The 12,435-nt window shown below is 61.6% G+C and carries 11 protein-coding genes; 9 read left to right on the top strand and 2 right to left on the bottom strand.

Annotated elements, in window-relative coordinates; genetic code table 11:
* Positions 1-19: 19 nt before the first annotated feature.
* Both H8S57_RS01370 and H8S57_RS01365 read right to left on the bottom strand, forming a co-directional pair.
* A complete protein-coding gene (locus H8S57_RS01370; RefSeq protein WP_186906275.1) occupies positions 20-370 on the bottom strand; it encodes a cupin domain-containing protein in 351 nt (116 codons plus the stop codon).
* Positions 371-391: 21 nt separating this feature from the next.
* Positions 392-1,549, bottom strand: coding sequence for a thiolase family protein (locus tag H8S57_RS01365; protein ID WP_186906274.1), 1,158 nt, complete (start codon positions 1,547-1,549; stop codon positions 392-394).
* Positions 1,550-1,854: 305 nt separating this feature from the next.
* Between H8S57_RS01365 and H8S57_RS01360 the strand changes: the two genes are divergently transcribed.
* The 9 genes from H8S57_RS01360 (at position 1,855) to H8S57_RS01320 (ending at position 12,401) form a co-directional block, all read left to right on the top strand.
* A complete protein-coding gene (locus H8S57_RS01360; protein ID WP_186906273.1) occupies positions 1,855-2,736 on the top strand; it encodes a beta-keto acid cleavage family enzyme in 882 nt (293 codons plus the stop codon).
* A 15-nt stretch (positions 2,737-2,751) separates the two neighbouring features.
* Positions 2,752-3,420 carry an SDR family NAD(P)-dependent oxidoreductase gene (locus H8S57_RS01355; protein ID WP_186906272.1) on the top strand — a complete coding sequence of 223 codons (669 nt, stop codon included), beginning with the start codon at positions 2,752-2,754 and terminating at the stop codon, positions 3,418-3,420.
* Complete coding sequence (locus H8S57_RS01350) at positions 3,417-4,193, top strand: SDR family NAD(P)-dependent oxidoreductase (protein WP_186906271.1); 777 nt, start codon at positions 3,417-3,419, stop codon at positions 4,191-4,193. The genes H8S57_RS01355 and H8S57_RS01350 overlap by 4 nt, the downstream gene beginning before the upstream one ends.
* A gap of 11 nt (positions 4,194-4,204) precedes the next feature.
* Positions 4,205-5,341 (top strand): butyrate kinase, encoded by a 1,137-nt coding sequence (gene buk, locus H8S57_RS01345; RefSeq protein WP_186906270.1) that lies wholly within the window; start codon positions 4,205-4,207, stop codon positions 5,339-5,341.
* A 4-nt stretch (positions 5,342-5,345) separates the two neighbouring features.
* Positions 5,346-6,311, top strand: a complete 966-nt coding sequence (locus tag H8S57_RS01340) for a 3-hydroxyacyl-CoA dehydrogenase family protein (RefSeq protein WP_186906269.1) — start codon at positions 5,346-5,348, stop codon at positions 6,309-6,311.
* Positions 6,312-6,485: 174 nt separating this feature from the next.
* Complete coding sequence (locus tag H8S57_RS01335) at positions 6,486-7,400, top strand: phosphate acyltransferase (protein WP_186906268.1); 915 nt, start codon at positions 6,486-6,488, stop codon at positions 7,398-7,400.
* A 19-nt stretch (positions 7,401-7,419) separates the two neighbouring features.
* Positions 7,420-8,661 (top strand): M24 family metallopeptidase, encoded by a 1,242-nt coding sequence (locus tag H8S57_RS01330; RefSeq protein ID WP_186906267.1) that lies wholly within the window; start codon positions 7,420-7,422, stop codon positions 8,659-8,661.
* A 70-nt stretch (positions 8,662-8,731) separates the two neighbouring features.
* On the top strand, positions 8,732-9,964 hold the full coding sequence (locus H8S57_RS01325; RefSeq protein WP_186906266.1) for an MFS transporter: 1,233 nt from the start codon (positions 8,732-8,734) through the stop codon (positions 9,962-9,964).
* Between the two features lie 76 nt (positions 9,965-10,040).
* The gene (locus H8S57_RS01320) at positions 10,041-12,401 is read left to right on the top strand and encodes a glycyl radical protein (protein ID WP_186906265.1); all 2,361 of its coding nucleotides are present in this window, start codon (positions 10,041-10,043) and stop codon (positions 12,399-12,401) included.
* The last annotated feature ends 34 nt before the right edge of the window (positions 12,402-12,435 follow it).

Genomic DNA, 12,435 nt, shown 5'->3' with positions numbered 1-12,435 from the left:
GATAACTTCCTCCTTTTCGTTATGCCTGTTCCGGCCGGGTCAGAATAACCAGCATCTGGCAGCTGACCGGGCCGTTGTTTTGGATGGCCTTTTGGGTGCCGGGCCCACAGTGGAAGGAGTCTCCGGCGTGCAGGGTGGTGGTGCCGTCGTCGGTCGTCAGATCCATTTCGCCCGCAAGAACATAATAGATGGATTCCAGCGCGTTGGACCCGAAATGGCAGCCGCCGCCGGGCAAAAAATGACTCAGCCCCACGGTGATGCGGCCATCGTTTACATCGCCGGGATTGTGCAGGCGGGTGGGACGCATGTCGTAATGGCCCGGAGCCTCGTAAGCCACGGCTTCCGAACGGCGGGTAACCTTATAACTCATGATAGCTTCCTCCTTTGCGGCTTACAGCAATTCGAACACGGCGGCCGCGCCCATACCGCCGCCGATGCACATGGTGACCAGCGCATAGCGCCCGCCGTTCAGACGCAGGTAGTCCAGCGCTTTGGAAGTGAGAAAGATGCCGGTGGCGCCCATGGGATGACCCAACGCCATGGCACCGCCCCAGGGATTGACTTTTTCCACAGGAAGCGCCAGATCCCGGATGCAGGCCAGGGCCTGGGCGGCGAAGGCCTCGTTGAGCTCGATCACATCCAGGTCGTCCATGGTCAGTTCCGCACGCGCCAGGGCTTTGGGCACGGCGTAGATGGGGCCGAGGCCCATATAGCGGGCATCGCAGCCGCCGGTGGCAAAGGAGCGCATCCGGGCCAGGGGCTTGATCCCCAGCGCGGCGGCTTTGTCCTCGCTCATGAGAACGGCGAAAGCCGCGCCGTCGCTGGTCTGGGAAGAGGTGGCGGCGGTGACCGCGCCGTCCTCCCGGAAGCAGGGCTTCAGGGAGGCCAGGCCCTCCAGCGTGGTATTCCGGCGGATCCCCTCGTCCAGAGTGACGGTCTCCGTGCCGCCCTCCGCCCCGGGGACGGTGACAGGGATAATGGAGCGGTTCAATCCGCCGGCGTCCTGCGCGGCGGCTGCTTTCCGGTGACTTTCCAGCGCCAGACGCTCCATTTCGGGGCGGGTGATGCCGTATTTGGCCGCCACGTTTTCCGCGGTGAAGCCCATGCCCATATAGGCCCCCTCGTTGTGTTCCGCCAGCCAGGGATTCCGGTCGGCCGGATCGGCGGTTTTAAAGGTATGGCTCATATCCTCCACGCCGCCGGCGACCATGACCGTCTCCTGCCCGGCGGTAATGGCGTTGGAGCAGGTGGCAATGGACTGGAGCCCGGAGGCGCAGAAGCGGTTGACGGTCTGGCCGCATACGCTGTCCGGCAGACCGGCGCGCTGGGTGATGAGACGGGCCGCGTTGAGGTTGAGCCCCCGTACCGGCATGGCACAGCCCACGATCACGTCGGCGATCTCACCGGGATCCAGCTCCGGGACCCGGTCCAGAACGCCGCGGAGCACCTGAGCCGACCAGTCGATGGGGTGAGAGCGGGCCAGGGCCCCTTTCTTGGCACGGCATACGGCAGAACGGCCGTATGCTACGATCACTGCTTGTTTGGACATAAAATTCCTCCTTAGATTTTGGAAAACAAAGCGTTCGATAAGTCTTCCGAAAGGAACTTATGCAAACGGCGTGCCAAAAAAAAGAGGGCGGGAAGGAGGGAAAACGGGCGAAACGGGGGGCGGTATGTTGCCGATCTGCGACGGGTGATGCTGAAAGTGAACACCCGGAGCGGAAGGACGGAGGGAACCGGAGGGGCGTACCGGGCCGGATGACGGGGAAATCCGGGTAATACACCGGAAAAAAATAAGTTGGCATGAATTTTGCACAAGAAAAAGACAGAACGCAAGCGAAAGGAGAATACCGCATGGCAAAGACCATTATTACCGCCGCCCTCACCGGGGCGGTTACCCCTGCGGGCTACAAAATTCCAGAGACGCCTCAGCAGATCGCCGACGAGGCCTATGACGCCTGGAAGCTGGGGGCCGCCGTGGTGCACCTGCATATGCGCGCCCCCGACGGGTTGGGAGCCATGGATCAGGAGCGCTTCCGGGAGACCATCCGCCGGATCCGTGCCCACGAGGACTGCGACATCATCATCAACTGCACCTCCTCGGGGGCCTCCAAGGCCCACCCTGCCACAGACGAAGAGCGGATGGCGCACCACAGGGAATTGCCCGGGATCGAAATGGGCTCTTACGACGCAGGCACCTTCAACTGGATGCCTGCCGGCGTCTTTTTGAACACGCCGCAGTTTCTGGAGAAGCTGGGCGACCTGTATATGGAGCGGGGCATCAAGCCGGAAATCGAGATCTTTGACACGGGGATGCTGGGCATCACCGAGCACTTTGTGAAAAAGGGCCATCTGCCTACACCCTGCCACTACCAGTTCTGTCTGGGTGTGCCCGGAGGCATGAGCGCCACCGTGGAACATCTTCAATATCTGGTTACCCATATCCCCGCCGGGTCCACCTGGTCGGCATTCGGCGTAGGCAGGGGGCATATGCCCATCCTGTTTGCGGCACTGGCTCTGGGCGGGCACATCCGGGTGGGCATGGAGGACAATGTGGTCTTCGGTGTGGACGAAAGCGGCAAAAAAATTCTGGCCACCAACCACATGCTGGTGGAGCGGGCCGTTGCCGCTGTAAGGGCCTACGGCAACCGGCCTGCGACGCCTGCCGAGGCCCGCGCGATGCTGGGCATTCCCGCCTTTGACGGCCCAGCCGTCCGGGCCGCTCTGGGACTGTAAAAGGGAGTGGACGATATGAACGCGGATTTTCATGGTAAGACCGCAGTGGTGGCAGGAGGCGACCCGGCGGGACAGGCGGTGGCTCTGGCCCTGGCAAGGGAAGGGGCCGACGTGTTCGTCTGCGGCGAGCATCTGGGCGAGCTGGAGACGCTGGCCTGGAAGGAAGCGCTGAGCATCCATACGGAAAAGCTGCCGCTGACGGACGATGACGCGCTTACGGCGTTTGTTGCCGCAGCGGGAGAACGCATGGGGGCCATCCACGTGATGGTATGCAACGGGCGCTCTGCACCAGTGCGCAAGCCGCTCACGGAAGTAAAGCCGGAGGAGTGGAGCTGTGCCTTTGCCGAGACCCTGCGGACCGACTGGAAGGCGGTCCTAGCAGCGCTGCCTTACCTGGAGCGCGCACAGGACCCCGCCGTCGTGCTGCTGACCGATTCCGCCCTGCACCGGCCGGGCCCTTTGGAGGGGGTGGCGGCGGTCTGTGCCGCAGGCGTGGAGTCTATGACCAAGACGCTGGCCTCCGAGTTGGCGAGCCGGCGCATCCGGGTCAACGCGGCGGCGCTGGGCGGCGGCGTGTCTGACCTGGCTGGGGCGGTGCTGTTTCTGGCCTCCCAGGCGGCTTCCTATTGTACCGGCACACTGCTGGAGGCCGGGAACACAGACGTACGGGAGGTGGAAGCATGAATACCGGGCTTGCGGGAAAGAGTGTGGTGGTGACCGGAGGGACCTCCGGGATCGGAAAGGCGGCGGCGGAGGCATTCCTGGCCGAGGGCTGCCGGGTCACGGTATGCGACTTCCGACAGGACATGATCGACCAGGTAAACAGCCGGAACGATCCCAATCAGTTCGGCTTTGCGGCCGACGTGACCTGCTCCGAGCAGATGTGCGCGCTGTTGGACCGCGTGCAGGAACGCTTTGGCGGCGTGGATGTGATGGTCAACAACGCCGGTGTGGGCAACCCCTGCGGCTTTACCACTATGCCGGATGAACAGTGGGACAAGGTGGTGAACGTGAATCTGAAGGCGGTCATCTCCTGCTGCAATTTGGCGATCCCCTATCTGACGGGGCGGGGAGGCTGTATCCTGAACACCTCTTCCCTGGGCGGACGCATTACCTCCACCGTGCGCAGTATCTACGGCGTGACCAAAGCGGGCGTGAGCATGTACACCAGACTGCTGGCCCGGGAATTGTCCGGCCGGGGCATCCGGGTCAACGCTGTGGCACCCGGCATGATCCGGACGGACATGGTTACCCAAAACAACCGTCACCTGAAAGATATCAACGTGCTGGGTGGCAGCAGCGTGATGCAGCGTCTGGGCGAGCCCGCCGAGATTGCGGCGGGCATGGTCTTTCTGGCCTCAGACCTGGCCCGGGGCGTGACCGGGCAGGTTCTGGAGATTACCGGCGGAAAATGCATCGTTCAGGATCCGGCCTGGTCCTGGAAGCAGCACCCATGAGGAGGGACCCCATGGCAGAGAAAAAGAGAATTTTGACCATCAACCCCGGCTCCACCTCCACCAAACTGGCCCTTTTTGAGGATGAGACGGAGGTGCTCAAGCAGGAGTTGGTCATCCGGGCGGAGGACATCGCAGACTGTACGCGGATGATCCAGCAGCTGGACATCCGCATGGCCTCCATCCGGGACTTTATCCGGGGGGCGGAACTGGATCTGTCTACCCTGGACCTGATCGTGGCCCGGGGCGGCTCCATCCATGGCGTACACAGCGGAGCCTACGTGATCGACGCCCACGTGGACGCCATGCTGCGCTACCGGCCCCGCTCCCAGCACGTGTCCAGCCTGGCGGCCATCATTGCTTACCAGCTCTCCCGGGAGAGCGGTGTGCCCGCTATTTTCTATGACGCGCCCTCGGCAGACGACGCCGACGAGATCATGCACTACACCGGCCTGCCTGAGTGCCGCCGCTTCGTTACCTCTCACTGCCTCAACTCCAAAATGGTGGCCCGCCAAGTGGCCAAAAGCCTGGGAAAGGCCTATGAGGAGTGCAACTTCATCGTGGCCCATCTGGGAGGCGGCATCACCATGGCCTTCCATTCCGGCGGACGGATGGTGGACACCCTGCTGGACGATGCAGGTCCCATGTCCCCCCAGCGAGCGGGACGCATCCCGGTCACCGACGTGATCGAACTATGCTATTCCGGTCAATATACCAAGGCGGAGATGGCCAATAAAATGCGGGGCAAGGGCGGTCTGGTAGCCTGGTTCGGCGTCAACGACGCCCGGGATGTGGAGGCGCTGATCGACGCCGGGGATCAAAAGGCCCGGGACGTGTTCTGGTATATGGCTTACCAGATCGCCAAAGGCATTGGGGAACTTTCAGTGGTGCAGAGCGGCAGGCTGGACCGCATTATCCTCACCGGAGGTCTGGCCTGGTCCAAACGACTTACCAACTGGGTAACGGAGCAGGTGGAGTTTCTGGCGCCGGTAGTGGTCATCCCCGGCGAGCGGGAGATGCTGGCCCTGGCCCAAGGCGGAGCGCGGGTGCTCCGGGGCGAGGAGCGGGCCAACCGCTATACCTGGCTCCCGCCGGGATACGACACTCTGGAGGCATTCCTGGCGGACTGCCGCAAAACAGAGGAGGAGTGAGACTATGAAAACGCAGGAGATCCAGAGGATCGCATGCCTGGGTACCGGGGTCATCGGTGCAAGCTGGTGCACCAATTTCGTCATGAAGGGCTACGAGGCGGTGCTGTACGATATCAGTGACGAACAGCTGGCATCCGGACGTCAAAAGGTGGCCGACAACCTGGCCTTCCTGGTGGAGAAAGCGTGCATGACCCGGGAGGCGGCCGGCCAGGCCTTGGACCGGGTCCGCTGTACTACCTCCATGGAGGAGGCCCTTTGCGGTGTGCAGCTGGTGCAGGAGTCGGTGCCTGAGCGGTACGAGATTAAGCAGGCGGTGCTGGCACAGGTAGACGAATTTGCGGGAGACCGGGTCATTTACGCCAGCAGCACCTCCGGGCTGCTTATCAGCGAGATCGCAAAGCTGTCTCAATACCCCGAACGCTGCATCGGCGCCCATCCCTACAACCCGCCCCATCTGATCCCCCTGGTGGAACTGGTCGGTCCCGCAGGCAGCGAAGCGGCGGTGGAGACCGCGCGGCAGTTTTATACCCTGCTGGGCAAGGAGCCGGTGGTGCTGCATCAGGAGGTGCCCGGCTTCATCGCAAACCGCATCCAGACGGCGGTGGCCCGTGAGATCATCGACCTGGTGGTACGGGGCGTGTGCTCGGTGGAGGACGCGGACAAGGCCCTTACCTTCGGGCCTGGCATCCGCTGGGCCATTATGGGACAGAACCTGCTCTATCAGCTGGGCAATCCCAAGGGCATCAAGGGCCTGTATGCCAACGTGGGCGGGGGCAAGAACAAAAAGTCCTGGCTGGAGGATATGGCCCGCTGGACGACTTACCCCGAGGACTGGCCGGATATGGCCCAGGCCGGGGTGGAGGAGGCCATGGCCAGGCGGCCCGCGCAGCTCGGAAATACCAACGAATCTTTGGCCCGCTACCGGGACGAGATGCTGCTGGAGATCCTGAAGCTTCATCATAAGCTCTGAACGCAGAAACAAACCGGACGGTGTTGCGGAAAGTGAACGCCAGTGATGCCGATCGGCATCACTGGCGGCGGGAAAAGCGCAAGAAGGCCTGAAAAACCGCACCGCTTCCCATAAAAAACTTGGCATAGATCCTGCATTCAAAATAAGACGACGATCCGAACAGGAGGCGGCCCCATGACTTATACGAAATTTTCTCAGCTTACCCAGCGGGCGATGCAGCGCAAGCAGAAGGCCCGCTGCGCAGTGGTCTCGGCAGAGGACGAGTACACGATGGAGGCCGTCCTGCGGGCGGGCCGGGAAGGACTGATCGAACCCATCCTCATCGGGGATGAGGAGATCATCTCCGAACTGCTGGCCGACCACTACTATGATAAGAGCGACGTGACCATCTGCCATGAGCCCAACCATGAGGCTGCGGCCCAGAGGGCGGTGGATCTGGTCAACGCGGGACAGGCGGACTGCATCATGAAAGGACTCATTAAAACAGCTCAGTTCATGCACGCCATCCTGAAGCGGGAAAACCAGCTGCGTACCGGAAACCTGGTGTCCATGCTCTCCATCCGGGAGCTGCCCCACTATCATAAGCTCATTGCCTTCACCGACGCGGGCATCTGTATGCATCCTACCCTGGATGAGAAGCGTCAGATCATCGAGAACGCGGTACAGACCATGACAGCCATGGGCTATGAGAACATCAAGGTGGGCGTACTGGCTTCGGTAGAGGTCGTCAATCCCCGTATGCAGGACAGCGTGGAGGCCGCCGAACTCAAGCGCATGAATCTGGAAGGCCAGATCCCCGGCTGTACGGTGGAAGGTCCCATCTCCTATGATGTGGCGATCAACAAGGAGGCCGCTAAGGTCAAGGGCTTCGGCGGCGATGTGGCCGGGGACGCGGATCTGCTGGTCTTTCCGGAACTCACCTCGGCCAACCTGACCACCAAGGCCATCACCCAGACCTGCCGCATCCCGGTAGGCTCACTCATCTTAGGCACAAAGGTCCCCGTCATTCTCAGTTCCCGTGCATCCTCGGCGGAGACAAAATATATGTGCATCACCCTGGCGGCGGCCGTCAACGCCGGCGCCGAATGACAAAAAGGAGGAACGAAACATGCCCTACGGAAGAATGGCATACGACCGTCTGGCCGGCATCAACTTCGAGCGGATGCGGGAATACCGTCTCCAGCGCACCAAGGAGGCCATGGCCAAGCACGGCATCGACGTGCTCATTACCTGGGATGCCTACAGCATCCGTTACATCACCGGCGGCTACGCCACGGTACCCTGCCGCTTTCCCCAGGCCCAGATGGTGGTCCTGCCCATCAACGGCGATCCTCACTGTTTTTTGACCACCAGCTTTTCCTGCTATGAGCTGCGCAAAGAGATGCCATGGCTCAAAGACAAGATCTGGGCGCCCCCCGGAGGACTGAAGTGGGCCCGCAACGTGGACGAGCTGGAGACTCACATGTCCAAGATCGTCCCCGTCATCGAGGAGCACGGCCAGAAGAACGGCGTCATCGGCTTTGACGGCTGCTGCTCTGAGCTGATGATGACCGAGGCCCTCAAGCGCAAGGGCATCACCCGCTTCAAGCATGCCGAGGAGGCCATGTTTGATGCCCGCGTCATCAAGAACGAGGACGAGATCGCCTGCATGCGCATGGCCTGTAACTCCGCTACCGCCGCGTTCTACGAGATCAAAAAGGCCCTGGTTCCCGGCGTGCGGGAGTGCGATCTGGTGGGCGTTGGCATGAAAAAGCTCTACGAGCTGGGCGCCGACGAAGTGCAGGAGTTTGTCTGCTCCTCCGGTCCCCGCACTAATCCTCTGCACATCGACTACACCGACCGGTCCATCAACCCCGGCGACGTGGTGTGCATTGATATCAACGGCAATTCGTATATGGGCTATAAGTCCTGCTATTACCGCACGTTTGTCTGCGGCGAGGCAACCGCGCTCCAAAAGCAGGTGTACGAGGACTGCCGCAAGATGATGTACGACGGCATGGAGGGGATCAAGGCGGGCAACTCCACCGCCGATATCGTCAAGGGCTGGCCGCAGTCCCCCAAGTACTGGGGATATGAGAACTGGCTGGATGTGGCGGGCTATGCCCTGGGCCACGGCCTGGGCCTGTCCCTCCACGAGGCACCCCAGTTCTTCCGCCCTTACACCCCAAAGGCCGCGCATACGGTGCTGGAGGAGGGCATGGTCATGGCCGTGGAGACCTGGACCGGCGGCGTAGACCCCAAGTACGGCCCCTTCGGCGTTCGTCTGGAGGAGGACATCGTAGTCACCAAGGACGGCTACGAGCTACTCACCAAATTCCCGGTCGAAACCATCACCGAATGCCTCTTCTGATCTACTGTCGGACCCCGCGGAAATACCCTGCCCCGCGAAAACAGATAAGAGAGCTTAAGGAGGAAACAGTATGAACAACACGACAACCGCAAAACATGCCCCCTGGTGGGCCCCGATGATCGTTCCCATCGTGGTCATCATCGTCATTTCCGTCTGCTATCAGGCCATGGCCAACTACCTGTCCGTCTATGTTCTGCAGTATCTGAAGGGCAGTGCTACCGCCTATGGTCTGGTAGGCACCGGCTGGACCATCATCGCCATGATCCTGCGTCCCTCCACCGGCCCCCTGAGCCAGAAGTTCGGTTCCAAGACTATGCTTATCATCGGCCTTGCCATCTTTGCCGCCATGATCGCCTGCTGCGGCATCCTCCTGACCTTTACCGGCTTCGTGTTCTTCCGCCTGATCCAGTGCGTGGGCCATGCCTGGTCCTACACCTCCTCCAACTCCCTGGCCGCTGAAGCGGTGCCCCAGAGCCGTATGGGCACGGCCTCCAGCCTGTTCATCGGTATCCCCCAGGCGGCCGCCATCGTGGCCGGTCCCTGGGTGGCTGAGGCCCTGATCGGCGACGACCAGAATTGGTTCCGGTTCTTCGTGGGCATCGCCGCCATCATGGTGGCGGGTCTGGTTCTGGCCCTCATCTTTGTTCCCGGCCGGAAGAAGCACGCCTCGGACCCCGGGGCGGCCGCCAAGGCCGCCGCTGCCGCGGAAGCCGCCCGCTATGACGCCGACGGTAAGCCCTACACTGGGATTTGGAAGTTTTTGGAGAAGACCTCGATCCCTGCCTGCATCACCATGATCGTGGCCTCCATGGCCCACTGCACCATGTTCTTCCTGACCGCCTATGTAGCCGCCACCTATGAGGGGGTCTCCGCCGCCGTATTCTTTACCGCGCAGGCCGTGACTGAGTTTCTGTGCCGGTTCTGGATGGGAGCCGTGCAGGACAGAAAAGGCCTGAAGGTACTGCTGGTACCCTGCTGCATCATCTGCGCCGTCGTCTATGTCTGCATTGCCCAGGGCGTTACCGCATGGGTGGTCCTGGGGCTCGTCTATGGCGTGGGCCAGGCCGGCATCAAGGCCCCGCTGAACGCGTCCCTGATGAAGGCTTGCCCGGCCAACCGCATCCCCGTAGCCAACGGCACCTTCCAGATGTCCAACGCCGTGGGACTGGGCCTGGCGACGTTGGTGGCTGGCGTGGTAATCGACGCCGCGGGCTTCACCGGCATGTGGTACTACTGTGTGGCGCTGTTCATCCTTACCGCCGTGCTGGGCGTGGTGCTGATCCGCGAGAAGAACGTCAAATAAAAAAGAAAAAGAGACATTTTACGCGAATTATACTATAATCAATCTTAAAAAACGAAATTCACCAAGGAGTGATCCCATGGCATTGACAGCACGGGCCCAGAAGCTGCGTGACCGGATGGTCACCACCCCGGCGATCTGCGTGGAACGGCTGCGCTATATGACGGAGTCCTACCGGCAGACGGAGGGCGAGACCGACCGGATGCGGCGGGCCAAGGCCCTGGCCTACATCCTGGAGCATATGACCGTCCGCATCGACGAAGACGAGCTTTTTGTGGGAAACTTTACCAGTAAGATCCGGGGCGGCGCCATTGCGCCGGAGCTGAAGGGCCAGTGGCTGCTGGATGAGCTGGACACCCTGTCCACCCGTCCCTTCGACCGCTACGAGCCTCTGAGCCGGGAGGAACTGGATATCCTGCACGAATATCTGCCCTATTGGAGAGGAAAGGCTGCCTTTGAGCACTGGCAGGCCAAGGTACCGCCGGAGTATCAGCGGCTGGACCACATCATGGTAGCCACCGGCGGCTATGCGGAAAACGGTCACCACTGGGCCCATACGGCGGCGGACTATGAAAAGCTGCTGAGGGTGGGCAGTCTGGGACTGATCGCTGAGGCGGAGGAAAAAATCGCCGCGCTGGATTATACCGACCCCACCGCCCAGGACCGCCGTCAGTTTTACCTGGCGGTACAAGTGGTGCACCGGGGCCTGATCCGCTTTGCTCAACGGTACGCCGAGCTGGCGGAGCGTCTGGCGGCGGAGGAGAGCGACCCTGTCCGCAAAGCGGAGCTGGAGCGTATCTCTGTGACCTGCCGAAAGGTGCCCGCTCGGCCTGCGGATGATCTGTTTGAAGCCGTCCAGTCCTGCTGGCTGCTGTACGTGGCCCTCATGATCGAGGGGTGGGGCGCAGGACCCACCCTGGGCCGGGCGGACCAATACCTGTATCCCTTCTACCAAAAGGACAAGGCGGCCGGGCGCACCACGGATGCGCAGGTCCACGAGCTGTTTTCCCTCATCTTTATCAAGATGAACGGCGGGATCAACCTGCAAAGCTATGTGGTGGCGGACGGCAAGGGCGGGCACCCCACCATGCAGAGCCTCTGTGTGGGCGGGATCACGCCGGATGGCCGGGACGCGGTCAACGAACTGAGCTATCTCTTCCTGTCCGCCGAGGGCGACGTGGGCCTGGGCGCGGAGGACATGATGGTGCGTATCAACCGCCTGAACCCCAATTCCTATGTGAAGCACGCCCTGGAGACCGCCAAAAAGCTGGGCGGAAAGCTGAAATTTGTCAGCGACGATACCAGTATCCAGTCCATGCTCTATCTGGGAGTACCGCTGGAAAAGGCGCGGGACTATATCTCCACTGGCTGCCACAATCCAACGGTACCCCACTACTCCCGCAACACCGGCGGCGGAGCCATGAATGCGGGCCTGGCCCTGGAGCTGGCGCTGAACAACGGTGTGGGCCGTATTCGAAAGGAACGGCTGGGGCCCGAAACTGGGGATCCGAGGGACTTCGCCGGCTTTGAACAGCTGCTGGAAGCCTTTGAGATCCAGCTCAAAGCGGGCCTGCGGCTTCAGATGGTGAACAAGCATGCAGACTTTGCCTCCTTTGGAGAATACCCCTGCGTGCTGCTCTCCTCCATGTATGATCCCTGCATGGAACGGGGGGTGGACGACTATAACGGCGGTACCGCCCCCCACATCACCTTTGCCCTGGGCATGATCGGAATACCCAACGTGGCCGACGCTCTGGCCGCGGTGAAAAAAGTGGTCTTTGAGGAGAAGAAGTACACCATGGCGGAACTCGTCGACGCACTGGACCGTAACTTCGAGGGTTATGAAGGCCTGCTCCATCAACTGGAGAAAGCGCCGAAGTTCGGTAACGACGACGATTATGTGGATCTGATCGCCAAGCGCATTCTCTCCGACGCAGGGGATTATGTGGCCCAGTTCCATACCCACTACGGCGCCAAGTTTGCCACCGCTTGCTTCGCCATGACCACCAACGTCATGTTCGGCCGCCTTGTGGGTGCGCTGCCCGATGGCCGGAAGGCCGGACTGCCTCTGTCGGAGGGCGGTATCTCGCCTTACCAGGGGCGCAACATCAGCGGCGCGCCGGCCACCATGCGGTCGGTGGCCAAGCTGGACCAGGTCAAACTGGCTCTGGGTTCCATCCTGAATATGCGCATCGATCCCGACGCGGTGAAGAACGACGAGAAGATGGACCGCATGGTCTCCCTGCTGCGCACCTTCTGTGAGACGGGAGGCAACCTGGTACAGTTCAACTTTGCCAGCAACGCGGTGCTCCGGGCTGCCCAGAAGGACCCGGATCAGTACCGGGACCTGTTGGTACGGGTAGCCACTTATTCCGCTTTCTTTGTGGAGCTGGGGCCGGAGACCCAGGAGGATATCATCAACCGCAACGAGCTGGAGTAATCCAATCTCTCAGGTGCGCCTGGAGCGTTCCCGG

This window comes from Lawsonibacter hominis, assembly GCF_014287895.1.
GTDB classification, from domain to species: Bacteria; Bacillota; Clostridia; order Oscillospirales; family Oscillospiraceae; genus Lawsonibacter_A; species Lawsonibacter_A hominis.
The sequence above is the reverse complement of the archived record's forward strand: the minus strand, read 5'-3'. Positions and strand labels throughout refer to the sequence as shown.